The sequence below is a fragment of the Longimicrobium sp. genome (assembly GCF_035474595.1).
Lineage (GTDB): Bacteria > Gemmatimonadota > Gemmatimonadetes > Longimicrobiales > Longimicrobiaceae > Longimicrobium.
Genome location: NZ_DATIND010000090.1, coordinates 1 through 23,154, shown reverse-complemented (window position 1 = coordinate 23,154; position 23,154 = coordinate 1). Strand labels below are relative to the sequence as shown.

Genomic DNA, 23,154 nt, shown 5'->3' with positions numbered 1-23,154 from the left:
CTCCTCCGTCCGTCTCTCGGTTTGTCGATGGGTCCCGCTGCCCTCAGCTCAGGAGCTGGTAGGCCGGGATGGTGAGGAACGCCTTGAACTCGCTGCCCAGCACCAGATCGTCCAGCAGCTTCACCGCCTGGTCCAGCTGCGGCGTGTCGCCGCCGCGGGCGCCCTTCAGCTTCGCCACCTCCTCGTCGCGGATGCGGCAGTAGTCGTCCGGCGTCATCACCCCGTCGCCATCGGCGTCGTTGGTGACGGGCGTGCGGTGCCGGATCCACTGCCAGAGCTGCGCGCGGCTGATCTCGGCCGTGGCCGCGTCTTCCATCAGGTTGTTGATGGCCACGGCGCCGTTCCCCTGCAGCCACGCTTCCAGGTACTGCAGGGCCACGGAGATGTTGAGCCGGATCCCCCCCTCCGTCACCTCGCCGGCCGCGATGCCGCAGGAGATGAGCTCGCGCGCCTCGACCGACACCTCCTCGCGCAGCACGTCCTTCTGGTTCGGCTTGTCGCCCAGGTGGCGGTCGAAGACCTCCTTCGCCACGGGAACCAGGTCCGGGTGCGCCACCCAGGTGCCGTCGAAGCCCTGCCCCGTCTCGCGCACCTTGTCCTCGCGCACCCTGGCCAGCGCCGTGTTGTTCACCTCGGCGTCGCGGCGGCTGGGGATGAAGGCGGCCATCCCGCCCATGGCGTGCGCGCCGCGGCGGTGGCACGTCTTCACCAGCAGGTCGCAGTACGCCTTCATGAAGGGCACGGCCATGGTCACCTGCACGCGGTCCGGCATCACCGCGTCCTCGCGGTTCCGGAACTTCTTGATCAGGGAGAAGATGTAGTCCCACCGCCCGGCGTTCAGCCCGGCGGCGTGGTCGCGCAGCTCGTACAGGATCTCGTCCATCTCGAACGCGGCCAGGATGGTCTCGATCAGCACCGTCGCGCGGATGGTGCCCACTGGAACACCCAGCTGCTCCTGCGCGGCGACGAAGATGTCGTTCCAGAGCCGGGCCTCGAGGTGGCTCTCCATCTTGGGGAGGTAGAAGTACGGCCCGCTGCCGCGCTCCAGCAGCTCGCGCGCGTTGTGGAAGAAGTACAGCCCGAAGTCGAAGATCGAAGCGGAGATGGGCTCGCCGTCGACGGTGACGTGACGCTCGACGAGATGCCACCCGCGCGGGCGGACGATCAGCACGGCCAGCCTGTCGCCCAGCACGTAGCTCTTCCCCTCGGGCGAGGTGAAGGCGAGGGTGCGGCGGACGGCCTTCTGCAGGTTGTCCTGCCCCTCGATCACGTTGCGCCACGTCGGCGACAGCGCGTCCTCGAAGTCGGCCATGAAGCAGCTGGCGCCCGAGTTCAGCGCGTTGATCACCATCTTGGCGTCTACCGGTCCGGTGATCTCTACCCGCCGGTCCTGCAGGTCGGGCGGGCACGGGCCCACCTTCCAGTCGTCCTGGCGCACCGGCTCGGTCTCGGCCAGGAACTCGGGCATGGCGCCCGAGTCGATGAGCGCCTGCCGCTGGTCGCGCCGGCGGAGCAGCTCCACGCGGCGCGCGTTGAAGCGCCGGTGCAGCCCCGCCACGAACTCCACGGCCTCGGGGGTGAGGACGCGCGCGCACGCCTCGATGTCTTCGCAGAGGAAGGTTACCCCTTCCACTTCGCTGCCGGGTGCGGTAGCGGAGATCATGCGGTCTCCCGTTGGGAAATCGGAGTTTGTCCAGCCACGGGCCAGATGCGCGTCGCAGCAGGGCAAAGCGCCCGCCGCGGCTGCGGTTGCGCACTTGCAACGCAACGATGCTGCCATGAATCCCGCTCACCAACCGCCGTACGGAGCAGGCTTCGCTTCTTGTCCGGCAGGGGGGCTACCCGAACGGGTGGGGAGGGGGGAGTGCGGGAGTGCGAAAGTGCGGGAGTGCGGGAGTGCGTGAGTGCGTGAGTGCGTCCACAGCGCATACGGAGCTTGCGGTGCGCTTCGGCTACCTCGCGCCCTCCCCCCGCGCCGGAGGGCGCGACCCCCTCCCGTTCCGGGAGGAGGTGGCTCTCCAGCATCGGCGCGTTGCCGAAACTCCATCCCAGCCTGGCTTCCCTGACGCGACGACCTCGCCCCCGTGCTGAGTTCTCCCCTCCCCTGCGGACCGGGGGAGGGGGCCAGACAGGCGGGCACGATGCAGCCGGAGCACACCGACGCAGCCAGGCTACCTCTCCCGGTACGGGAGAGGTGGACGGCCTCGGCCGGCCGGAGAGGGCGCGATGCCGGGCGGCGCACCGCTGCATGTGTTGGTGGTAATGGAGTTGGCGATCAGATGACCTGCCTGGCGATGTAACCTTTCGCCCTGTTCCGCCTCCAATCTTCGTCACGCCCGATGGGGTGGGACAGATCCGCGCACTGCGGTGTATCCGTATCTCCCGGTGCGGGTTGGATGGATAGTGAAGATGCATCCCGAGACGAGGACAGATATGCGCATGAATCCCGTTCGATCGATTTCCGCCGCGCTCGCCGGCGCGGCGCTGGTGATGGGCGCGGCGGCGTTCGTGCCGCACGCCTCGTCGGCGCCCATTCCCGCGCGGGGCGCCGCGGCTCGCGACACCGCGGTGTTCGCCGGCGGCTGCTTCTGGTCGATGGAGAAGGCGTTCGAGCACGTGCCGGGGGTGGTGTCCGCCGTCTCGGGGTACGCGGGCGGGTCGGTGGCCAACCCTTCGTACGAGCAGGTGGGCTCCGGGCGCACCGGGCACGCCGAGTCGGTGCAGGTGGTGTTCGATCCCGCGCGCACCAGCTACGACAAGCTGCTGGACGTGTACTGGCACAACATCGACCCCATCTCCGCCAACGGGCAGATCTGCGACCACGGCCCGGAGTACCGCAGCATCGTCTTCTTCCGCAACGCCGGGCAGCGGCGCGCGGCCGAGGCGTCGAAGGCGGTGGTGCAGCGCCACTTCACGCGGCCGGTGACCACGGAGATCGACGCGGCCACGCCGTTCTACGCGGCCGAGGAGTACCACCAGGACTTCGCCGAGCGCAACCCGGACCACTACAACGCCTATCGCCGCGGCTGCGGCCGCGACGCGCGCCTCCACGAGCTGTGGGGCGACGCCGCGGGCGGATCGCACTGATATCGGGAGATGAAGATGATGACGAAGAGGATCTTCCCCGCGCTCGCCCTGGCCGTGGTGGCGGCGGCCGCCGCCGCGCCGGCGCACGCGCAGGCCCCGCGCGCCGCGGCCGCGCGGACGTACGCGAAGAAGAGCGACGCCGAGCTGCGCCGCACGCTGACGCCGCTGCAGTACCAGGTGACGCAGCACGCGGCCACCGAGACCCCGTTCCGCAACGAGTACTGGGACAATCACCGCGCGGGGATCTACGTCGACATCGTGTCGGGCGAGCCGCTGTTCAGCTCCACCGACAAGTTCGACTCGGGCACCGGGTGGCCCAGCTTCACCCGCCCGCTGGAGCCGGCGAACATCCGCACCCGCGCCGACAACTCGTACGGCGAGCGCACCGAGGTCCGCTCCACGCACGCGGACTCGCACCTGGGCCACGTGTTCAACGACGGCCCCCGGCCCACCGGGCTGCGCTACTGCATGAACTCCGCGTCGCTGCGCTTCATCCCCGTGGAGCGCCTGCAGGCGGAGGGGTACGGGCGCTACCTCCCGCTCTTCGCGCACCCGCAGCACGCCGTTTCGCATCGCTGAAGTCAGGGATGCACGTGATGGCGATGCAAAGACCGCCCGGAGCGAGACACTCGCTCCGGGCGGTCCGCTTGCAACGCCAGGGGTGTGATCGTCAGATGAACCGGCTGGTGAAGTCGACGTTCTCCTCCTCGGTCTCGACCCACGACAGCGGCGTGCCGATCTGCAGGATCACGCCGCCGCCGCCCTCGAACGACAGCCCGCTCCCCTTCACCGCGTATTTCCGGTTCACGCCCACGCTGAGCAGGTTGCCGGAGAACTGCTTCGCCGGCATCCAGGAGTATTCCACCACCAGCCGTTCCTTCTTGGGGGCGCTGGGCGTGATCCCCAGCTTCGCCAGCATCTCGAGGCGCGGGTCCACGCCGCCTTTGCGCCCCGGCATTCCCTCGTTGTTGCCCACCTGGTCCACCGCCACGCTTTCGGGGGCCACCATCTGGGCCAGCGCCTTGTACTCGCCTCCGGCGAGGCAGTACATCCACGTGTTGAAGCACTCGGTCTCGCCGCAGACGCGGTACAGGTGGATCTGGTCCTCGTCCCTGTGCTCCCACATGGCCGCGGTCAGTCCGCCGCCCCTGGCGATCTGCTGCATCATCTCCACGTTTCCCCGCGACAGGACCTTGCCCATGGGCCTTCCGATGCAAAAGGTGCGATCATCCAATGGGGAACCATTCCGGCCGCCGCATGATGCGCCCCGGGCGTGCGGACTACAAGCCTTCCGGCACCGGCCTGGTGACGTTGTTCAGGGGATTGACCATCGAAAGCGTTGTAGATAACGTCTTGGACGTACTTGCGTATACACCGTACACGAGGTGCACCATGCCCGCGAATCCCATCACCACCCGGCTTCCCGAATGGCTCGAGGAGGAGCTGAACGGGACGTTTGCCGCTTCCGGCGAGGGCCGTTCCGAGGGGATGCGCCGGATTGCCGAGGAGTGGTGGACGCTGGAGCATTTCCCCGCCATCGAGTTCCGCGACGGAGTCACGGGCCGCCGGGCGTCCGTCCGCGGCGGGCCGGACGTGTGGGAGATCGCGATGGTGGAGCGCGATTACAGCAACGATCGCGAGGGATTGTACGAGCACTTCAGCTGGATCCCTCGTGAACACCTGGACCAGGCGCTCGCGTACGCCGGCAAGTTCGCGTCCGAGGTCCACGGGCGGGTGGAGCTGAACGAGCGGATCGGACGGCAGATGGAGGCGGCCTGCAACGCTCGCGCGCGTAAAGCGGGCTGAGCCGCGGATGCGCTTCCTCTTCGATGTCCACATCAGCGAAGCGGCGGCGCGCGAGCTGGTGCGGCGCGGCATCGACGTGGTGCACGCGACCGAGGCCGGACTGCGGGAGGCCAGTGACCCGGAGCTGCTGGAGCACGCGATCGGGGAAGGCCGCATCGTGCTGACCCGCAACTACCACGACTTCGCGCCGCTGGTCGAGGCGCTGAACCGTGCCGGGCGCTCCTTCCCCGGCGTGCTCTTCCTCTCCACCTCCATCCCGCAGGGCAACGCCGGCGCGCACGTGAACAGGATCGAGGCGTGGATCGCCTCCTGCCCGCCCGGCTACAATCCCGTGCAGAACACCTTCGGCTGGATCTTCTGACGTCCGCGCAAGCCCAACGCACTTCCGCACTTCCGCACTCACGCACTTCTTTCCTGCGTCACCTTCTCCTCCTCGGGGATGAGGGACTTGTGGACGCCGATGGCGGCGCGGGTGCCCTCGAAGGCGGCGCGGATGGCCAGGCGCGTGCCCGGCGTGATGTCGCCCGCGGCGTAGACGCCAGGGATGCTGGTCTGGAAGTTGTTGTCCACCTGCACGATCCCCTCGTCGTCCATCTCGCACCCCATGTCCAGCGGAAAGGTGGAGCCGGGGCCCGAGGCCACGTGGAAGAAGAGGAAGGGGAACTCCTCGCTCGTCCCGTCGTGGAACACCACCCGCTCCAGCCGCCCGTCCGTTCCCTCCAGCGCGGTGATGGCCTTCTGGTTCACGCCGATCCCGTACTCCCCCAGCGTCTTCAGCGCCTCGTCCGACATGTCCTTCGGATGGCTGTGCGTGAGCACCGTCAGGTCGTCCGTCCATGTGAGAAAGTACAGTGCGTACTTGGCGATCGACTCGCCCCAGCCCAGGATCCCCACCTTCTTCCCGGCGATGGTCGGCCCGTCGCACTCGGGGCAGTGCCAGATGCTGGTGCCGTAGAAATCGTCGAAGCCCGCGACCTCGGGCTTGATGTCCTTGAGCCCCGTGGCGAGCACCAGCCGCCGCGAGCGGAAGACGCGGTCGTCGGCGATGGTGACGCGGAAGTCGTCGATCGCCCCCTCCACCGTCTTCACCACCGCGGCCTCGAGCTCGGCGCCGGCGCCGGTGGCCTGCTGGCGGCCGATGCGGCGCAACTCCAGCGGCGGCGGGTCGTCGATGCCGAAGTAGCCGTGCACCGCCCACGTTTCCTTGTTGCGCGGGTCCTGCGCGTCGAACAGCCGCACCGAGCGCCGGTAGCGCGCCAGCCACATCGCCGCCGCCAGCCCCGCCGGCCCGCCGCCGATCACGATCGCGTCGTATTCCCGCTCTTCGTCCGGCATCCGCTCCCCGTCCCGTCGTCGAAGGTCTGCTGAAGGTGCCGCCGCCGGGTGCAATCGCCGCGCCCGGAAGGGCGGTGCGGAAGTGCGGAAGTGCGGAAGTGCGAAAGTGCGTTGGTTCGGTGCGGGATGGGATTCGCGTCGGCCGGGGGAATCCGAGGATGCGAGTGAACTCGCGGCTACAACGGCACGCAGTCCGCCTGCGCGGACATCACATCCGTGCGTCCGCGGGTTCGGTGCGCGTGGATGGCGCCCGATGCCCGAGCCGCATCGCCAAACGGTTCCACGCACTTCCGCACTTCCGCACTTCCGCACTCTCGCACTTTCGCACTTTCGCACTCCTCCGCCGTGCGTATGTTGTCCCATCCATTCATCCCCACGAACGAGCTCCCGGAGGGTGCGGTTTGATCGAGGCGGTGGTCTTCGACTTCGACGGGCTGGTGTTCGACAGCGAGACGCACGAGTACGAGACCGTGGCCGAGCTCTTCGCCGAGCACGGGGCCGAGCTGCCGCTGGACGTGTGGGGGCAGTGCATCGGCCGCGAGGCGGGGTTCTTCGACCCGTACGCGTACCTGGAGGAGCGCACCGGCGCGCGGCTGGACCGCGACGAGCTGGACGCCCGCCGCCGCGCGCGCTTCCACCAGCGCATCGAGGGCCAGGGGCCCATCCCCGGCGTGGAGGAGGCGCTGCGCGCGGCGCGGTCGCTGGGGCTGAAGATCGGCCTGGCTTCCAGCTCGCACCGCGCGTGGGTGGAGCCGCAGCTGCGCCGCCTGGGGCTGTGGCACTACTTCCGCTGCGTCCGCACCGCCGACGACGTGGAGCGGGTGAAGCCGGACCCCGAGCTGTACCGCAGCGTGCTGGCCTGCCTGGGCGTGGAGCCGTCGCGCGCGGTGGCGTTCGAGGACTCGCCCAACGGCGCGCTGGCCGCCCGCCGCGCGGGGATGTTCTGCGTGGTGGTGCCCAACCGCATGACCACCGCGCTGGAGTTCGGCGAGCACGACGTGCGGCTGGAATCGCTCATGCAGGCCGAGCTGGCGGACCTGCTGGCCCGCATCGCCGCGTCCGCGCGGAAGACGGAAGGCGCGACGGGCGCCCCATCTCCATCTCCCGAAACCGCCGTTCCCGGCCAACCGGAGGACCCCACGTGACCCCGCGCTTCCGCACCCCCGCGCTCGCGCTCGCCGCCTGCGTGCTTTCCGCCACCGCCGCCGCGGCGCAGCAGCAGCGCGCGGCCGCCGCATCGCCCGGCGCCGCGCCGGGGGGCGAGGACCCGCGCCTGCGCGAGATCGCCGCCGCCACGCAGCCCGCGCGCATGGAGGCCGACATCCGCCGGCTGGTGGGCTTCGGCACGCGCCACACGCTCAGCGACACGGTCAGCCGCACGCGCGGGATCGGCGCGGCGCGGCGCTGGCTGTTCGACGAGTTCACCCGCATCTCGCAGGCGTGCGGCGGGTGCCTGGAGGTGCGCTACGTGGACGACATCGTCCCCGGCAGCACCGAGCGCGGCTCGCGCATCCCCCGCGACACGCGCGTGGTGAACGTGGTGGCCATCCAGCGCGGGCGCACCGACCCCAACCGCTTCGTCATCGTGCAGGGCCACTACGACTCGCGCGTGACGGACGTGATGGACAGCACCAGCGACGCCCCCGGCGCCAACGACGACGCGTCGGGCGTGGCCGTGGCGCTGGAGAGCGCGCGCGTGCTGTCGAGGTACCAGTTCGACGGCAGCATCGTCTACGCCGCGCTGGCGGGCGAGGAGCAGGGGCTGAACGGGAGCACGATCTTCGCGCGCTTCGCGCAGGCGCAGGGGTGGAAGATCGAGGGGGTGCTGAACAACGACATCGTGGGGAACTCGCGGGGGATGAACGGCGCGGTGGACAACACCCGCGCCCGCGTGTTCGGCCCCGGCATTCCCGTGAACGCCACCCAGGCGGAGCTGCGGCGATACCTGTACTCCGGCGGCGAGCTGGACACCCCGTCGCGCGAGCTGATGCGCTACGTGGACGGGGTGGCGCGCCAGTTCGTGGCCAACCTGGACGTGATGATGGTCTACCGGCTGGACCGCTTCGGGCGCGGCGGCGACCACACGCCGTTCTTCACCAGCGGCTACCCGTCGGTGCGGGTGACGGAGATGTACGAGGACTACACGCGCCAGCACCAGAACCTGCGCACCGAGAACGGCATCCGCTACGGCGACACGCCGGACATGGTGGACTATCCGTACGTGGCCCGCATGGCGGCGCTGAACGCCACCAGCCTGGCGTCGCTCGCTTGGGCGCCGCCCGCACCCGACAGCGTGACCATCGCCGGCGCGGTGACGCCGAACACGGTGCTGCGCTGGAAGGCGGTGGACGCGCCGGACCTGGCGGGCTACCGCATCTACTGGCGCGAGCCGGAGAGCGCCACCTGGCAGTTCTCGCGCTGGGCGGGCAACGCGACCGAGGCCACGCTCACCGGCATCGTCATCGACAACTACTTCTTCGCCGTGGCCGCGGTCGACCGCGAGGGCCACGAGAGCCGCGCCGTCTTCCCCGCCCCGGGGCGGTAGATGATGGCCGCTTCGTAGGAGCGTAAGCGCAGAGTATATAGGAAAGCTGGCATTGTGCTCCTGCACTCCGCGGTTTATGGTAAAAGCCGCTACACCGACTTCTAACGTCCATTTGCGCACTTTCAACATGGCCGAGATGGACGCAAATCTCCGGGTGCTCTCACGTCTTGATCTCGTTTCCATGCTTGAGCATGCGATGCGGGAGCCCGGCTTTGCGCGTACGCTCCGCGGGCCAGAGTCAGACGCCGACAGTACTGTCGTAAAGACATATATTGTTGAGGCTGCTATTCCCGACGGAGCAACCCAAACACAGGCGAACGATTTTGCGCTGAGTCTCTTCCAGACCCGGAAGCGGCAACTCTCTGTTGATGCAACTCTCTATGAAAGCGACGATGCGGAACTGTTTACCATTCAGGGGCATAGCGGGAAGCGTTCGCTGACAGCATACTTGGACGTTTCCAATCCACGCTTTTGGCTCTTGCACTCAATGAGCTCTAGCCAAGCTCTGGGGCCTTTCGTCAGCGCGATGTTTTCCGCTGGGACGGAGCTCGACCGCGCTTGGATGCCGTCACAACTCCTTGAGAAACTCTCATCGATTGGCCCGCTACGCGGATTGGGCTTGGCATACGACCGTCGCGTGCTGAGGGACGTCGACTTTGATACGCCCGAAGCCCCGATAGAAGTTCTTCGTATGCAGTTCTGGGGGAGTAGCGCGCGACAGGTGCTCGGTGCCTTGAGGGCACAGGACTCCCTCCCTAATGCAACTACTCTCTCAAAGATTCGGATTCGTGTAGACGGAGATGGCGGGGATCGAAGCAATCTTCAAGATGTAAAGTACGATGGGAAGATCACTGCCCGGGGCGGCTCATTCTCGACCCACTTGGGTCTGGTCAATCACATCGTAGATGTATATTCGACCGCTATAAGAAAGGTAGAGGCGCGGTATCCACTCAGGATGGTTCTGAATGAAGGCACACCGACACTCCAAGGCGAGCCCCTAAATTTCTTGTTCGCCAAACCGATTAAGCATCTTGATTTGTTCTGCAGCGGGCTTTTTTCTGCTCGTGAGCCATTCCGACTATGGGGTGTTCCAGTAGTTCGGAATAGTCGCTTTTATACTGTGGAAGCCATCGATTTACACGTGGGAAGCAACATGAGGTTCGAACTTACCCCGGAGTATATGCGGGTGTATTTGCCAACTGATGCTTGTGGAAATACTATAATTCGACTGTACACGAATCTCCAACATCATTACGACGCACTAATCAAGGCAGAGGATGGAGATGGAAGAAGCGTCTTCGAGTTTTAACAGGCTGCTTCTAAATGCGTGGATCGGAATGTCTCGCGGTGTCGTTGGATTACCGCGAGTGCTCCACGTATTTGGATATCGTGACGTTGCTATTGAGAAGACGATAACGTTTTTCACGGCTGATCAGCGTAAGATTACTATATGCCCAGAACTGATCCTGACTTCTTCTATAACTCACAACACTCTCATACTAGAAATAAAATCGGGAAAGAACACAGAAGCAGACCAATTGGCGCGGTACAGTGAGGTCACTACCGAAGTCCTTGGTCGGTCGGGTTTTCCTCTAAGCGCGCTCGAAACGTGTAGCATGGTGGTCAATGGAGATGAAAAATACACAACCTCTCTTCAGATCGGGATTGATCGAGGCCCATACAACTTTGCCCTGATCGTAAAGACACCCAAGGGTCTACGACTGGTGCATAACTCGTTACATGTCGAGGATTTGAACAATCACTTTACCACGGGTCTCTTTATCGATTGGGACACGGTTCCTAACAGCTTTATCCCGATCGATGCTGAGTCCGCGCTGTGGGAGGTGGCCGATATCGTACTACCGCACGTCCTTGCTCTAATGACGAAGCGCATTCCGGAAATTCAGCTCCGAGATCTCTGCGCCCGAACGTGTGAAGCATCGTGGTCTGTAATTGGCCCCAAAGGTCAAAACGATATACTCTTGAAGGTACGGAAGGTGTTATTGGCCGCTGCAACCTCCGAGTACAAACCTTTCTTGCAGATTCAACAAAACTGGAACACCGTCCAGATACACAATAACCCGCTGGAGTTCGGGGCTACATCACGATCGAAAATCTTTCAGCGGTTCACCTCTCTTCAGCGCCGGTTCGTAAACCGTTTACGGACGGGATCGGAATTCAAAGGCGAAGACCCGTTTACGATTCAAGAAGAGTTGCCATTGGACACGTGAATGCCGTGGAAACGAACTCCTCTCTCGGGGCGAAAGCCACGCTGCTCTACCTTTGTGTTCTCCGACAATTCTCTGGGCTCGTACAGAAAACACGCGAGCGGACACGGAGAAGGGTTCTTCCGTGTCCTCTCGTCCGGGAGAGATCTATCCGTCACGGGCGCGGCGCGCTCCAGGTGGCGGGGTCGTACGCCGTCTCGGGGATCTCCAGGTCGGTGCGCACGTCCGAGTACTCCTCCATCTGCACCGTGCGGCCGTTCATGCGGATGTCCACGCGCTCGGCCACCCATCCCCCGCCGTGCGGCTGGTAGTTCTCGAAGCGCACGTCCAGCGTCTGCCCGCCGGGGCCGGGCTCTACGGAGCGCACGTACAGCAGCCGCTCGGCGTCCACCCAGAACTCGTGCCTGCCGCCGGTGGTGTCCGTCGCCGTCACCACCCAGGCGGGGCGGCCCTCCCAGGTGTCGGTGCGCAGCGTGCCGGGGAGGAACTTCTCCTCGGTGAGGATGCGGATCGACGTGGCCGGGTCCTGCGCGTACACGTCGAAGCCCAGCACCATCAGCGCGTTGCGCTCGGCGCGCTTCATGGCCAGCTGGCCGTTGCGCACCACGTACAGGCTGTCGCGCGCGTAGATCACCCCGTTGTTCCCCGTCAGGTCGGTCTCGATGCGCAGCCGGCCCGGCATCTTCCCGTATTCCTTCCACGTCTGCACCACCGTCGAGTCGCCGCGGTGCTGCGTGGTCTTCTGCGTGAAGGCCAGGTTGCGGTACCAGTTGGGGTAGCGGTCGTGCATGGCGCGGATCAGCGACTCGGGGTCGCGGATCGGCGCGGCGGGGCGGGTGGCGGCCGGCGCGCAGGCGGCCAGGAGCAGCGCGGCGCAGAGGGCGGCGGATCGGCTCGGGATCATCGCGGTCGGCTGGGTGCGGATGGGTCAACCAGGAGTACGTCGGAAGACCGCAACGTATCGCCCCGCCGCGGCGCGGAACAAGCCCGGCCGGACAGAGTGGGAGATGCGGAGAGATGCGGCTCCGGCGCGGCCCGTGCATCCTCCGTCAGCCGACATCCCGACGCACGCACGACCTAGATGGAGACCGCCATGACCGGCCGAGCTTCCCTCCTCCTGCTCCTCGCAGCCGCGTCCGCCTGCACGCCGCCGCCGCCGCCCGCGCCCGCACCGGCGCCCGCGCCCGCGGAGCAGCGCCGCGAGCCGCGGCCGCCGCACCCCGTGCCCATCCCCGAGAATCCGCCGCGGCTGCAGGCGCCGATCCCGCCGACGGGGGCGGTGGGCGCCATCCACTGGTGGCGCAACTCGGCCGAGCGCACCGCCCTGTTCGTGCAGACCTACCGCTGGGCGGGCGAGCGGCTGCGCCAGCTGGCGGCCGGCGAGCGCCGCGGCACCTGGGCGGTGGTCATGGACGCCGACGAGACGGTGCTGGACAACTCCACCTACCAGTTCCGCCGCAACCCGCAGGGGCAGGGCTATTCCAGCGAGAGCTGGGCGGCGTGGGTGAACGAGGAGGCGGCGCCCGCCACCCCCGGCGCGGCGGAGTTCACGCGGCTGGTGCACGAGCTGGGCGGGCGCGTGGCCATCGTCACCAACCGCGACGACGACGTCTGCCCGCAGACGCGCGACAACCTGCGCAGGGTCGCCATCGCGTTCGACGTGGTGCTCTGCCGCGTGCAGGGGCAGAGCGACAAGAACCCGCGCTTCGGGCAGGTGCGCACGGGCACGGGCACCAGCCTGCCGCCGCTGAAAGTGCTGATGTGGGTGGGCGACAACATCCAGGACTTCCCCGGCCTGTCGCAGGCGGTGCTCACCCAGCCGCCCTCCGCGCTGGCCGAGTTCGGCCGCAGCTGGGTCCTTCTCCCCAACCCCATGTACGGCTCGTGGGAGAGCAGCCCGTTCCAGTGAGCGGAACGCCGTCGCATGAAAACGCAGACCGCCCCCGCCGGATCCGGCGGGGGCGGTCTGCGTTCGGTCGCTCAGTGCTCCGGCTTTGGCGGCGATGGGACGCGGAGGTCCGGCTCGTCGCTCGGCCCGGAGCTCAGCTCCCGCTGCGCGGTATCCGTCAGCAGCATCACCCAGTCCGGAACGGGGAGACGGTGCTTCAGGAAGATGGAACGATAGCTCTCCGCCACGTCACGCATCACTTCCCCGCGCATGCCCTTCGGCACGGTAACGAAGGTGTGCAGAGAGCTGAAGAGAATTTCCTCGGGCGGGGTCTGGTAGTCGTCGAGCTGTCTCTCTCGCTGTCCCATGTACCAATCCCTCAGCTTGGGCCAGTTTTTTTCGGGCGACCGATGCTTGTAGAAGTGGTCGGCCGCGCTCTTCGAGATGCCGATCTCCGCAGCCAGCGTGCGGATGGGCGTGCGCATCACATCGCGCCGGTAGACCACCCGGTCGTGCACGAGGCGGACGTAAGGCCCGGTGGGCGGGGAGCCCGGGCCCATCTGATCACGGGATTCGCGAGCGTCCCGTCCGCTTTGACCACCCGTATCATCTGTACACTGGGGAAGATAAACACACCCGGAGTAAACGGACAAGTGGGTGAAGTTGTCCTCACGCAGACCGCCCCCGCCGGATTCGGCGAGGGCGGTCTGCATTCGGTCGCTCAGTGGTCCGGCTTCCGCGGCAGAGGGATGCGAAGTTCGGGTTCGTCGCTGGGCCCGGAGATCTGCTCGCGCCGGGCCATCTCCGAGAGCATCCCGACCCACTCGGGTACCGGCAGTCCCATCGCCTGGTTCAGCGATCTGTAGTTCTCCGCCATCACCCGCATTGCCTCCGCGCGACGCTCGCGCGGGAAGGTGCTGAGCGTATGCAGGGCGCTCAGGAGGTGGTTCTCGGGCGGGGTCTGGTAATCGTCGAGCTGTCTCTCTCGCTGTCCCATGTACCAATCCCTCAGCTTGGGCCAGACTTTTCCAGGATACGTCCGGGATTTGTAGAATGCGTCGACCGCGCTCTTGGAGATCTTGATCTCCGCGGCCAGTGTGCGAATCGGCGTCCGCATCACCTCGCGCCGGTAGACCACCCGGTCGTGCACGCAGCGGACGTAGAACCCGGTGGGCGGGGAGCCCGGGCCCATCTGATCACGGGATTCGCGAGCGTCCCGTCCGCTTTGACCACCCGTATCATCTGTACACCGGGGAAGATAAACACACCCGGAGTAAACGGGCAAGTGGGGGAGATTGTTGCGCCCACATCGCCATGCCGTACGTTGTCCCATCGCTGATCGCATCCCGATCCCCCTCCGCTCCCGCACGACGATGCGCAGACGGCTGCTGCTGGTTCCGATCCTCCTTTCCGCGATCTCCACTGCCGCGGCGGCGCAGGGCGGGCCGCTCACGCGGGCGGAGCGGACGGACTTCCGCGAGACCAGCCGGTATGCGGACGTGCTGGCGTTCCTGGACACCGTGGGGCGCGCGTCGCCGCTCATCCACCTGACCACGTTCGGGTACTCGTGGGAGGGGCGGGCGCTCCCGCTGGCCGTCGCCGGCACGCCCGGGGACGCGTCGTCGGCCGCGGTGCGAGCGAGCGGGAAGACGGTCGTCTACCTGCAGGGCGACATCCACGCGGGCGAGGTGGAGGGAAAGGAGGCGCTGCTCGAGATCCTGCGCGACATCGCGGCCGGGCGGCACCGGGCGTGGACGGACTCGCTGGTGCTGCTGGTGGCCCCGATCTTCAACCCCGACGGCAACGAGCGCATCGCGCTGAACAACCGGCCGCAGCAGCACGGACCCGTCGCGGGGATGGGGACGCGGCCGAACGCGCAGGGGCTCAACATCAACCGCGACTTCAGCAAGCTGGAGACGCCCGAGGCGCGGTCGCAGGCGCTGCTGATGCAGGCGTACGACCCGCAGGTGCTGGTCGACCTGCACACCACCGACGGCACTCTCCACGCGTACCAGCTGACCTTCGCGCCGCCGCTGCATCCCAACACCGACCCGGCCATCGTCTCCATTCTTCGCGACGAATGGCTCCCGGCGGTCACCGCGTCGGCGAAGCGGAAGTACGGGTACGACTTCCACGACTACGGCAACGTGCCCGCGCCGGAGAGTCCGTGGGCGGCGGGGCCGGGCGCCGAGCGCGGGTGGTACACGTACGACTGGCGGCCGCGCTTCAGCAACCACTACTGGGGGCTGCGCAACCGCTTCGGCATCCTCAGCGAGACCTACTCGTACCTCACCTTCCGCGAGCGCGTGGAGGTGCAGAAGCGCTTCGTGGAAGAGGTGCTGGACTGGGCCGCGCAGAACGCCTCGCGGATCCGCCGCGTCACCGTGGAGGCGGACCGGCGCTCGGTGGTGGGAACGACGCTGGCGGTGACGGCGCGGCTCCGGCGCACGGGTCCGAACCCGATCCTGATGGGCGAGGTGAGCGAGGAGCGGAACCCCTACAGTGGCGAGGTGATGTGGCGCCGCCGCGACGTGGTGCGCCCCGAGCGGATGCCCGAGTTCACCGCCTACGACGCGGCGGAGACGGAGCGCGCCCCCGCCGCCTGGCTCGTTCCCGACACGCTGCGCGACGTGGCCGAGCGGCTGGCGGCGCACGGCATCCGCTTCGAGCGCGTCGCCTCCGTGACGGGAGCGGTGGAGGCGTTCCGCATCGATTCGGCGGCCACGGCGCGGAGCGAGAGCGAGGGGCACCGCGAGCGGCGGATCTTCGGCGCGTGGCGGGTGTCCGATGCACGTCCCGCCGGCGGATGGCTGCGCGTGCCGGCCGACCAGCCGCTGGGGCGCCTGGCGTTCACGCTGCTGGAGCCGCGCTCCGACGACGGGTTCGCCACCTGGGGGCTGCTGGACGCGTGGCTGAAGGACGCCGCCGTCTACCCCATCCTCCGCCAGCCGGCGCCGGCCGCGTCGCCCCCGAGGTGACGCGGCCGGGCGCGGTCGATTGACGGGCCCGGCGGGCGCGGGTACGTTCCGCAGAACCTTTGTCTCTCCTCACGAACCCGGGATTCGGGTGGCACCGGCTATCAGCGAAGAGCAACGCACCAGGCGCAACGGCCGCGGCAACCTGACCGCGCTGATGTTCGCCGCGTTCGTGGACATGATGGGGCTGCTGATGATCGTCCCTCAGCTCCCGTTCGTGGCCACGCGGCTGGGCGCCGGCGGCTTCGTGGTGGGCGCGCTGATCTCCTCGTTCTCGCTGGCGCAGCTGTTGAGCGCGCCGCTCTGGGGGCGCTTCTCGGACCGCTACGGCCGGCGCCCGGTGCTGCTGACCGCGCTCACGGCGTCGGTCGCCGCGTACCTGATCTTCGCGTGGGCCAGCCTGCCCAGCGGGCATGGGCACTCGGCCGGGTTCTACCTCCTCCTCCTCTTCCTTTCGCGCATCGTGCAGGGCGCGGGCGGGGGCACGGTGGGGGTGATCCAGGCGTACGTGGCCGACAGCACCGAGCCGCGCGACCGCGCCCGGGCGCTGGGGTGGCTCTCGGCGGCCACCAACCTGGGGGTGAGCATCGGGCCGGCGCTGGGGTCGCTGAGCCTGGCCTTCTACGGCGCGCGGGCGCCGGGGGTGCTGGCGGCCGTGCTCTGCGCGGCCAACATCGGCTTCGTGTGGATGTTCGTGCGCGAGTCGCACGTCCCGGCCATGCAGGAGTCGAAGGTGGCGGTGGTGAAGCCGGCCGCGGCCACGCTGAACGTGCTCACCCACCCGGGCGAGCCGGCGCCGCGGCTCATCTGGATCTACGCCATCGCGATGGGCGCCTTCTCCGGCTTCACCGCGGTGCTGGCGCTGTTCCTGGCGGTGCGCTTCGGCATCACCGACAAGACCATCGGCTACTTCTTCGCCTGGAACGGGGCCATCTCGGTGCTGGTGCGGGCGTTCCTGCTGGGGCCCGCGGTGGACCGCTTCGGCGAGGCGCGGCTGGCGCGCATCGGGCAGGCGCTGCTGGTGCTGGGGCTGGGGCTGATCCCGCTCACCGCCACCATCCGTACCGGGTGGCCGGTGGCGCTCCCCTTCGGCGTGTCGATGGAGCCGCGGATCGTGGTGTTCGCGCTGGTGATCGCCCTGCTGCCGCTGGGCACGGCGTTCACCTTCCCCTGCGTGACCGGGCTGCTGTCGCAGGTGATCGAGCCGCGCGAGCGGGGGGTGATGATGGGGGTGCAGCAGAGCTACGGCGGGGCGGCGCGCGTGCTGTTCCCGCTGCTGGCCGGATGGACCTTCCAGCACATGGGGACGGGGTATCCGTTCTGGACCAGCGCCGCGCTCGTCCTCGGCACCTTCTTCCTGAGCTTCGGCATCGGCCCGCGCCGCGAGGAGGACGAGCCCGCCGCCCCCGAGAAGAAGGAGGGCGTCGCCGTCGCCGCGACGTGAGCGGCATCTCCATCCACAGAAACGAAAGCGGGCCGCATCGAAACACGATGCGGCCCGCTTTTCTTAATCGCCGCGCGCATCCCGGGATGGTGAGAGGGAGGCGTCCTTCACCGCCGGAGCCGGCTTCCGAGCCGAACAGCCTCGCGCGGTTTGCGAGGCTTCCCGTGGTTGTTGCCGCGGCTTCAGCCGCCGGTGGCGAATGGCTGCAGGGCCGGGTTCCGACGGCTCCGCACATCCGCTCTCAGGCGGCCTCCGGTGCGCGCTCCTCGTCCTCGCCCGTGGGGCCGTCGGTGGCGGTGGCGTCGAGGTCCTGCTCCTGCGCGGCGACCTGCGGCTCGCGGTGGCGGAAGAAGCGGATGGCCTCCAGCCCCAGCGCGCAGAACGACGCCCACGCCAGCCCCATGATGAACCCGGCCGCCACGTCCGTGGGGTAGTGCACGCCCAGGTACATCCGCGACAGCCCGATCAGCACGATGATGAGCGCCGCCACGCCGATGGTGAAGCGCCGCAGGAACCGCGACGGGACCAGGCGCGCGATGAGGTACGCCAGCGTGGCATAGCACACCATCGACGTCATCGAGTGCCCAGACGGGAACGACGACAGCCCGGCGTACGGCACGCGCCACGGGAACAGGTGCGGCCGCTCGCGCTGGAAGAACAGCTTCATGATGGTGTTGATCAGTCCCGACCCCAGGATCGACACCCAGAGCAGCGCCGCCGACCAGCGGTGCCGGCTGGCCCACAGGTACACGCTGGACACCACCACCACCAGCCACACCACCGTCCCCGCGCCCAGCGCCGTCACGTCCAGCGCCAGCCCGGTGAGCGGCGGCGTGGCGTGCCGGTTCATCCACAGCAGCACCGCGCGATCGAAGGGGAGCGTGTCGCCCTCCATCACTTCGTCGGCCAGCGCGGCGAAGAGGGTGACGCAGACCAGGATGATGGCCAACCCCACGAACAGCAGCGCGCCCACGGCCGCGTGGAAGCCGCGCACGTGCTCGCCCACCCAGCGGAACAGGCGGAAGCGCGCGTCGGCCGCCGCCCCGCTCGCGCGGTGGGGGTCCTGCCGGCGGTCGCCGGGAACGGGATCGGATCGTGTGCTCATCGCCCGTCCGCGGCGCACAAAGCATACCCTCGGCGGAACTTGCGGCTCGCGGAGGCGTGCCGTTGCTTCCCGCTTCTCCTGCTGTCGGGGGAAAGGCACAGGGAGATGAAGGCCCCGGCGCGAAACCGCTCCGGGGATGCCGGAAAGCGATGAAGCCCCTCCTCCGACGAGTCGCGGAGAAGGGGCTTCGATCATGGGAGATGTGCCGGCTGACGTGCGTCTCGACAGGCCGACGTGCTGGACGGGCGATAGATCCTTCGGCCTGCCAAGCCTTTGCGTGGACGCAGGTTGCGGCGTGGCCGGCCTCAGGATGACGTCATCGGGCGTCGCGGCGGAGGGTGACGGAGGATGTTCGAGGTGACGGAGGATGCAGCATCAACCCGTTCTACTCGTCCTCCTCGATCTCCGTCATTCCCTCGCGGATGGGGAGGGTGAAGGAGAAGGTGCTGCCGCGGCCGGCCTCGCTCTCCACCCAGATCCGCCCGTCGTGCGCCTCCACGATCCCCTTGGCGATGGCGAGGCCGAGGCCGGCGCCCTGCCGGTTGGCGCTGCGCACCTTCCAGAAGCGGTCGAACACCCGGTCCAGGTGCTCGGCGGGGATGCCGGGGCCGGTGTCGCTCACGTCGAAGCGCACCTCGTCGCCACCCGCAGTCACGCGCAGCCCCACGCGCCCGCCCTGGGGGGTGAACTTCACCGCGTTGCCCAGGAGGTTGGCCAGCACCTGCATGATGCGCTCGCGATCGCCCTCCAGCTGCGGCAGCCCGGGCGCCACCTCGCTCTCCAGCCGCAGCCCCTTCTCCCCCGCCAACCCGGCGAACGACTCCAGCGCCTCGGCCGCCAGCCCGGCCGGATCCCACAGGTCCCACTCGATCGCGAGCTGGCCGGTCTCGATGCTGGCCACGTCCAGCAGGTCCTGCCGCAGCCGCTGCATCCGCCGCGCGAGGTCGCGGATGCTGGCGATGCGCTTGCGCAGGTCCTCGTTCGCCTCCTCCTCGGGAAGCGTGCGCAGGAGGACGGTGGTGTTGATGATGATGGCCGACAGCGAGTTGCCCAGGTCGTGGCTGACCACGTGCAGCACGTCCTCGCGGGCGCGGATGGCGGATTGCGCCGCGCCGTACAGGCGCGTGTTCTCCACTGCCAGCGCCGCGCGCGAGGCCAGCTCCCGCGCCACTTCCACCCGCCCCGGCTCGTAGTGGCGCGCCGCGGACGACATCACCAGCTCCAGCGCGCCCATCACCTGGTCGCGCACCACGAGCGGAATCGCGAGCACGGCGTGCATCCCCAGCTCGCGCAGGATGCGCGCGTGCTCCTCCCCGGCCGCGATCCGGGCGATCCACTCCTCGGGAGCGTCGGCCACCAGCACCGGCTCGCGCGTCTCCATCGCCCGGGCGACCGGGTGCGCCGGGGCCAAGTCCACCGGGAGCCCGGTGAGCTCCTGCATCAGCGGTTCGCGCTCCGGGTCGCGGTGGCAGGCGGCCACGCGGCGCGCCTGCCCGTCGTCCTCGCGCAGGACCACCACGCACCAGTCGCCCAGCAGCGGCACGGCCACGCGCGCCAGCGTCCGCAGCACCGTCTCGCGGTCCAGCGACTCGGAGAGCCGCGCCGCCGCGTCGGCCAGGAAGCGCATCCGCTCGCCCGCAGCCTCGGCCTCGGCGCGCGCCTCCTGCTCGCGCACCAGCGCGCGGGCCACCGCCTCCTCGGCCTGCTTGCGCTCGGTGACGTCGCGCAGCACCGCGGTCAGCAGCCGCGCGCCGGGCAGCTCCAGCCGCGAGATGCTGGCCTCGGCGGGGAACTCCGACCCGTCCTTGCGCAGCCCGAAGATCTCCTGCCGCTCGCCCATCCGCTTGGCCGCCACCGGCCCCTGCGCGAAGTGGTGGAGATGCGCGTCGTGCCTGTCGCGGAAGCGCTCGGGAAGGAGGATGGAGAGCGGCCGGCCCATCACCTCGCCCGCCGTCCACCCGAAGATCTTCTCCGCGCCCTGGTTGAACAGGACGATGCGCAGCTCCTCGTCGACCGACACCACCGCGTCGGTGGCGATGGAGATGATGCCGGAGAACTTGGCCTCGGACAGGCGGATGGCCTCCTCGAAGCGCAGCCGCTCGGTCACGTCGCGCACCACGCGGCCGTAGCCGACCAGCCGCCCGCCCTCGTCGCGGAGCGCGGTGGTCACGATCTGCCCCCAGAAGCGCGAGCCGTCCTTGCGCACCCGCCACCCCTCGGCCTCGGAGCGCCCCTTCTGCTCGGCGCGCCGCAGCTCGCGCTCGGCGATCCCCAGCGCCACGTCGTCGGGGGTGTAGAAGCGGGAGAAGTGCGCGCCCAGCACCTCGGCCTCGTCGTAGCCGATCACCTCGCGCGCGCCGGGGCTCCAGCGGGTGATGCGGCCCGACGGGTCCAGGGCGAAGATGGCCTCGTCGCGCACGCTGTCCAGCAGCAGGCGCGAAAGCTCGTCCGTTCCGGGGGGGAGGACGCTGCTCATCGGGGTCGCGGGCGGCGATGGTTCGGGGTTTCGGGCGCGATCGAGCGGGGGAGTCGGGGACGAAGGTAAGCGCGGGCGGGGCGGGCGGGAAGTGGCGCAGCTGTCGAGCTTTGCCCTACACCGGAGTTGGGGCGTGCCCGACCTTTCCCGCACGGGGTCCGTGGCATCTTCCTCATCCGGAGCCGTGGCCGCGGGAGCGCCGCGGATTGGGGGAACGCGCAGCAGTCGAGGTGACCGATGACCGCGGTGGCGGAGCGCGGCCAGTGGCCGCAGATGCTGAAGGAGTTCTCCCGGCGCAACGCGGGCCGCGTGACGCGCCTGGAGGTGGACGACCCCGAGCTGGGGGCGCAGTGGGCCGAGATGGAGCTGCACTTCCGCGGCGCCGCCTTCGAGCCGCGCCACGGCCGGGTGGAGCTGATGCTGAGCGACGGCGGCCCGCTGGAGCACCTGACGCACAGCATCGAGGCGGTCACGCAGCTGGACGTGAGCCGCACCGCCGACGGGCGCGACGCGGTGCTGCGCCTGGCCTATCCCGGCGGGCAGACGCTGCTCCGGCTGGACGCAGCCGCAGCCGGCTGAAGAAACCGCCCGTCAGCGGTCCGACGAAAAGGGAGTGTCCCTCGCCGGGATGCTCCCTTTTCGCGAATGTGATCGTGTCTCCCGAGCTCGCATCCGGATCGAAGCGCGTGTCCCCGGGCGCCGCGGGGCCCTCACCCGAAAAATGGAGGGGAGAAGACAAACCGCCGTCTTCTCCCCTCCATTTTTCGACCTCTCCCAAAACCGCTGGGAGAGGTAACTGCAAATAAATTTTGGGGATCACACCGCCTCCGCCGTGCCCTCCTCCGCGCGGGCGGCGCGGACGTCGGGGCGGCCGCGCCGGCGCGCGAGGACGACCACGCTCACCAGCACCAGCGCGGCGCCCGCCAGGCTCAGCGCGTCCGGCCACTCGTCGAAGAACGCCATCCCCCACGTCGCGGCGAAGAGGATCTGCGCGTAGCCGATGGCCGTGGCGCGGCCGGCGGGCTCGCGCTGCAGGCCGCGGGTGAGGAACACCTGCCCGAGCAGCGCCATCACCCCCACGCCCACCATCAGCGCCCACTCCCGGCCGCGCGGCATCACCGCGCCCGCCAGCGCGCCGGGGAGCGAGGCGGGCACGGTGACCAGGGTGAAGTAGAAGACGATCATCAGCGGGTGCTCGGTGCGGCTCAGCTTGCGCACGCTCACGTACGCCGACGCCGAGAAGAGCGCCCCCGCCAGCGCCACGCCCACGGCGAACGGGTCCAGCCGCGCCGCGCCCACCCCGCCGAACAGCACCGTCGGCCGGGCGATGAGGAGCACGCCGAGCAGGCCCGCGCCGCTCAGCACCGCCTCGCCCGCGGTCAGCGCCTCGCCCAGCAGCCACCATCCCAGCCACGCGGTCCACACGGGGTTGGTGTACTGGATGACCGTGGCGTCGGCCAGCGGCAGGTGGATGATGCCGTAGAAGAAGCACGACAGCGCCAGGAACCCCACCCAGCCGCGCAGCACCAGCAGCCCCTTGCGGTGCCCCCAGTTTCCCACGCGGGCGCGGATCACCAGCACGTACGCCATCGCCAGCGAGATCACGGCGCGGACGAACACCACCTCCTGGCTGGGGATGCGCGTGCCGGCCAGCTTCACCATCAGGCTCATCACGCTGAAGCAGAACGCGCTCAGGACCATGTCACCGGCCCCGGAGCGCGCTTCCTCCATCCCGCTGGATCGTGCCGTCTCGTCCGCCACTTCGCCCGTTCCGCCGTGGATCCGCATCTCCCCCCATTCGCCTGATGTTCCCACCCCGGCGGCGGCGCGGCAAGAGGGAGATCGGCTTCTGCATCCACACTGCACCCGCCCGGACGTCATCCTGAGGCCGACCACACCGCAACTCGCATCGGCACAACACCTGGCAGGCCGAAGGATCTGTGGGTGCGGCAGCACGTGAGTGGGTCGGACGCACCGGTCCTTCTCCCGGAGTTCGCATCGGACCCGATCCGGCATGGAAAACGGTGCAGGCCGTCGAATCACGTGCTGCCGCGGCTATGGATCCTTCGGCCTGCAAGCTACCGCGCAGACGCTGATTACGGTGTGGCCGGCCTGAATAGAAAGTTCCGCGCGCAGCCGGTCACCGGCGACTGAAGTCGCAGCAACAACTACGGGAAGCCTCGCAAACTGCGCGAGGCTGATCCGCTCACTCCGCGGCCCCGGTGCTCACGACCAATCTCCTTTCATCCTCCGTGGTCGCGCGTA

At 68.6% G+C, this 23,154-nt stretch carries 21 protein-coding genes; 12 read left to right on the top strand and 9 right to left on the bottom strand.

Annotated elements, in window-relative coordinates:
* Nucleotides 1–43: 43 nt before the first annotated feature.
* Nucleotides 44–1,663, bottom strand: a complete 1,620-nt coding sequence (gene aceB / locus VLK66_RS16210) for a malate synthase A (protein WP_325310493.1) — start codon at nt 1,661–1,663, stop codon at nt 44–46.
* 776 nt (nt 1,664–2,439) lie between these two features.
* Here aceB and msrA point away from each other — a divergent pair.
* Nucleotides 2,440–3,087, top strand: coding sequence for a peptide-methionine (S)-S-oxide reductase MsrA (msrA, locus tag VLK66_RS16205; RefSeq protein ID WP_325310492.1), 648 nt, complete (start codon nt 2,440–2,442; stop codon nt 3,085–3,087).
* Between the two features lie 15 nt (nt 3,088–3,102).
* On the top strand, nt 3,103–3,666 hold the full coding sequence (msrB, locus tag VLK66_RS16200; RefSeq protein ID WP_325310491.1) for a peptide-methionine (R)-S-oxide reductase MsrB: 564 nt from the start codon (nt 3,103–3,105) through the stop codon (nt 3,664–3,666).
* Nucleotides 3,667–3,757: 91 nt separating this feature from the next.
* Here msrB and VLK66_RS16195 read toward each other — a convergent pair whose 3' ends face one another.
* Nucleotides 3,758–4,288: a hypothetical protein gene (locus VLK66_RS16195; protein WP_325310490.1), complete on the bottom strand. Its 531-nt coding sequence runs from the start codon at nt 4,286–4,288 to the stop codon at nt 3,758–3,760.
* Between the two features lie 191 nt (nt 4,289–4,479).
* On the opposite strand from VLK66_RS16195, the gene VLK66_RS16190 reads away from it, so the two are divergent.
* Nucleotides 4,480–4,893, top strand: coding sequence for a hypothetical protein (locus tag VLK66_RS16190; RefSeq protein WP_325310489.1), 414 nt, complete (start codon nt 4,480–4,482; stop codon nt 4,891–4,893).
* 7 nt (nt 4,894–4,900) lie between these two features.
* Nucleotides 4,901–5,254 carry a DUF5615 family PIN-like protein gene (locus tag VLK66_RS16185; protein ID WP_325310488.1) on the top strand — a complete coding sequence of 118 codons (354 nt, stop codon included), beginning with the start codon at nt 4,901–4,903 and terminating at the stop codon, nt 5,252–5,254.
* Between the two features lie 38 nt (nt 5,255–5,292).
* Here VLK66_RS16185 and VLK66_RS16180 read toward each other — a convergent pair whose 3' ends face one another.
* Nucleotides 5,293–6,228: an NAD(P)/FAD-dependent oxidoreductase gene (locus tag VLK66_RS16180; RefSeq protein WP_325310487.1), complete on the bottom strand. Its 936-nt coding sequence runs from the start codon at nt 6,226–6,228 to the stop codon at nt 5,293–5,295.
* Between the two features lie 401 nt (nt 6,229–6,629).
* On the opposite strand from VLK66_RS16180, the gene VLK66_RS16175 reads away from it, so the two are divergent.
* The 4 genes from VLK66_RS16175 to VLK66_RS16160 all read left to right on the top strand — a co-directional run bounded on the left by VLK66_RS16175 (nt 6,630) and on the right by VLK66_RS16160 (nt 11,004).
* On the top strand, nt 6,630–7,373 hold the full coding sequence (locus tag VLK66_RS16175; protein ID WP_325310486.1) for an HAD family hydrolase: 744 nt from the start codon (nt 6,630–6,632) through the stop codon (nt 7,371–7,373).
* The gene (locus VLK66_RS16170) at nt 7,370–8,773 is read left to right on the top strand and encodes a M28 family metallopeptidase (protein WP_325310485.1); all 1,404 of its coding nucleotides are present in this window, start codon (nt 7,370–7,372) and stop codon (nt 8,771–8,773) included. The genes VLK66_RS16175 and VLK66_RS16170 overlap by 4 nt, the downstream gene beginning before the upstream one ends.
* 127 nt (nt 8,774–8,900) lie before the next feature.
* On the top strand, nt 8,901–10,082 hold the full coding sequence (locus VLK66_RS16165) for a hypothetical protein (RefSeq protein ID WP_325310484.1): 1,182 nt from the start codon (nt 8,901–8,903) through the stop codon (nt 10,080–10,082).
* A complete protein-coding gene (locus tag VLK66_RS16160; RefSeq protein WP_325310483.1) occupies nt 10,057–11,004 on the top strand; it encodes a hypothetical protein in 948 nt (315 codons plus the stop codon). The genes VLK66_RS16165 and VLK66_RS16160 overlap by 26 nt, the downstream gene beginning before the upstream one ends.
* A gap of 151 nt (nt 11,005–11,155) precedes the next feature.
* On the opposite strand, the gene VLK66_RS16155 is transcribed toward VLK66_RS16160, so the two are convergent.
* Nucleotides 11,156–11,905, bottom strand: coding sequence for a hypothetical protein (locus VLK66_RS16155; protein WP_325310482.1), 750 nt, complete (start codon nt 11,903–11,905; stop codon nt 11,156–11,158).
* Nucleotides 11,906–12,094: 189 nt separating this feature from the next.
* Between VLK66_RS16155 and VLK66_RS16150 the strand changes: the two genes are divergently transcribed.
* Nucleotides 12,095–12,910: a 5'-nucleotidase, lipoprotein e(P4) family gene (locus VLK66_RS16150; RefSeq protein WP_325310481.1), complete on the top strand. Its 816-nt coding sequence runs from the start codon at nt 12,095–12,097 to the stop codon at nt 12,908–12,910.
* 71 nt (nt 12,911–12,981) lie between these two features.
* Here the strand turns inward: VLK66_RS16150 and VLK66_RS16145 are convergent, their stop codons facing one another.
* Together VLK66_RS16145 and VLK66_RS16140 are read right to left on the bottom strand one after the other, a co-directional pair.
* A complete protein-coding gene (locus VLK66_RS16145) occupies nt 12,982–13,602 on the bottom strand; it encodes a hypothetical protein (protein WP_325310480.1) in 621 nt (206 codons plus the stop codon).
* Nucleotides 13,603–13,610: 8 nt separating this feature from the next.
* Entirely contained in the window at nt 13,611–14,039 is a 429-nt protein-coding gene (locus VLK66_RS16140; RefSeq protein ID WP_325310479.1) for a hypothetical protein, read from the bottom strand.
* A gap of 223 nt (nt 14,040–14,262) precedes the next feature.
* Between VLK66_RS16140 and VLK66_RS16135 the strand changes: the two genes are divergently transcribed.
* Nucleotides 14,263–15,867, top strand: coding sequence for a M14 family metallopeptidase (locus VLK66_RS16135; protein ID WP_325310478.1), 1,605 nt, complete (start codon nt 14,263–14,265; stop codon nt 15,865–15,867).
* Nucleotides 15,868–15,955: 88 nt separating this feature from the next.
* A complete protein-coding gene (locus VLK66_RS16130; RefSeq protein ID WP_325310477.1) occupies nt 15,956–17,308 on the top strand; it encodes an MFS transporter in 1,353 nt (450 codons plus the stop codon).
* A gap of 241 nt (nt 17,309–17,549) precedes the next feature.
* On the opposite strand, the gene VLK66_RS16125 is transcribed toward VLK66_RS16130, so the two are convergent.
* Both VLK66_RS16125 and VLK66_RS16120 read right to left on the bottom strand, forming a co-directional pair.
* Nucleotides 17,550–18,413: a phosphatase PAP2 family protein gene (locus VLK66_RS16125; RefSeq protein WP_325310476.1), complete on the bottom strand. Its 864-nt coding sequence runs from the start codon at nt 18,411–18,413 to the stop codon at nt 17,550–17,552.
* Between the two features lie 385 nt (nt 18,414–18,798).
* Complete coding sequence (locus tag VLK66_RS16120; protein WP_325310475.1) at nt 18,799–20,889, bottom strand: PAS domain S-box protein; 2,091 nt, start codon at nt 20,887–20,889, stop codon at nt 18,799–18,801.
* A 237-nt stretch (nt 20,890–21,126) separates the two neighbouring features.
* Here VLK66_RS16120 and VLK66_RS16115 point away from each other — a divergent pair, with 237 nt between their 5' ends.
* Nucleotides 21,127–21,468 (top strand): DUF5335 family protein, encoded by a 342-nt coding sequence (locus tag VLK66_RS16115; protein ID WP_325310474.1) that lies wholly within the window; start codon nt 21,127–21,129, stop codon nt 21,466–21,468.
* 237 nt (nt 21,469–21,705) lie between these two features.
* Here VLK66_RS16115 and VLK66_RS16110 read toward each other — a convergent pair whose 3' ends face one another.
* Entirely contained in the window at nt 21,706–22,677 is a 972-nt protein-coding gene (locus tag VLK66_RS16110) for a DMT family transporter (protein ID WP_325310473.1), read from the bottom strand.
* Nucleotides 22,678–23,154: the final 477 nt, after the last annotated feature.

Excerpts from the sequence above, each read along its gene's own strand:
- aceB (WP_325310493.1), bottom strand. The coding sequence starts at position 1,663 with ATGATCTCCGCTACCGCACCCGGCAGCGAAGTGGAAGGGGTAACCTTC.
- msrA (WP_325310492.1), top strand. The coding sequence starts at position 2,440 with ATGAATCCCGTTCGATCGATTTCCGCCGCGCTCGCCGGCGCGGCGCTG.
- msrB (WP_325310491.1), top strand. The coding sequence starts at position 3,103 with ATGATGACGAAGAGGATCTTCCCCGCGCTCGCCCTGGCCGTGGTGGCG.
- VLK66_RS16195 (WP_325310490.1), bottom strand. The coding sequence starts at position 4,288 with ATGGGCAAGGTCCTGTCGCGGGGAAACGTGGAGATGATGCAGCAGATC.
- VLK66_RS16190 (WP_325310489.1), top strand. The coding sequence starts at position 4,480 with ATGCCCGCGAATCCCATCACCACCCGGCTTCCCGAATGGCTCGAGGAG.
- VLK66_RS16185 (WP_325310488.1), top strand. The coding sequence starts at position 4,901 with ATGCGCTTCCTCTTCGATGTCCACATCAGCGAAGCGGCGGCGCGCGAG.
- VLK66_RS16180 (WP_325310487.1), bottom strand. The coding sequence starts at position 6,228 with ATGCCGGACGAAGAGCGGGAATACGACGCGATCGTGATCGGCGGCGGG.
- VLK66_RS16165 (WP_325310484.1), top strand. The coding sequence starts at position 8,901 with ATGGCCGAGATGGACGCAAATCTCCGGGTGCTCTCACGTCTTGATCTC.
- VLK66_RS16160 (WP_325310483.1), top strand. The coding sequence starts at position 10,057 with ATGGAAGAAGCGTCTTCGAGTTTTAACAGGCTGCTTCTAAATGCGTGG.
- VLK66_RS16155 (WP_325310482.1), bottom strand. The coding sequence starts at position 11,905 with ATGATCCCGAGCCGATCCGCCGCCCTCTGCGCCGCGCTGCTCCTGGCC.
- VLK66_RS16150 (WP_325310481.1), top strand. The coding sequence starts at position 12,095 with ATGACCGGCCGAGCTTCCCTCCTCCTGCTCCTCGCAGCCGCGTCCGCC.
- VLK66_RS16145 (WP_325310480.1), bottom strand. The coding sequence starts at position 13,602 with ATGCAGACCGCCCTCGCCGAATCCGGCGGGGGCGGTCTGCGTGAGGAC.
- VLK66_RS16135 (WP_325310478.1), top strand. The coding sequence starts at position 14,263 with ATGCGCAGACGGCTGCTGCTGGTTCCGATCCTCCTTTCCGCGATCTCC.
- VLK66_RS16125 (WP_325310476.1), bottom strand. The coding sequence starts at position 18,413 with ATGAGCACACGATCCGATCCCGTTCCCGGCGACCGCCGGCAGGACCCC.
- VLK66_RS16120 (WP_325310475.1), bottom strand. The coding sequence starts at position 20,889 with ATGAGCAGCGTCCTCCCCCCCGGAACGGACGAGCTTTCGCGCCTGCTG.
- VLK66_RS16115 (WP_325310474.1), top strand. The coding sequence starts at position 21,127 with ATGACCGCGGTGGCGGAGCGCGGCCAGTGGCCGCAGATGCTGAAGGAG.
- VLK66_RS16110 (WP_325310473.1), bottom strand. The coding sequence starts at position 22,677 with ATGCGGATCCACGGCGGAACGGGCGAAGTGGCGGACGAGACGGCACGA.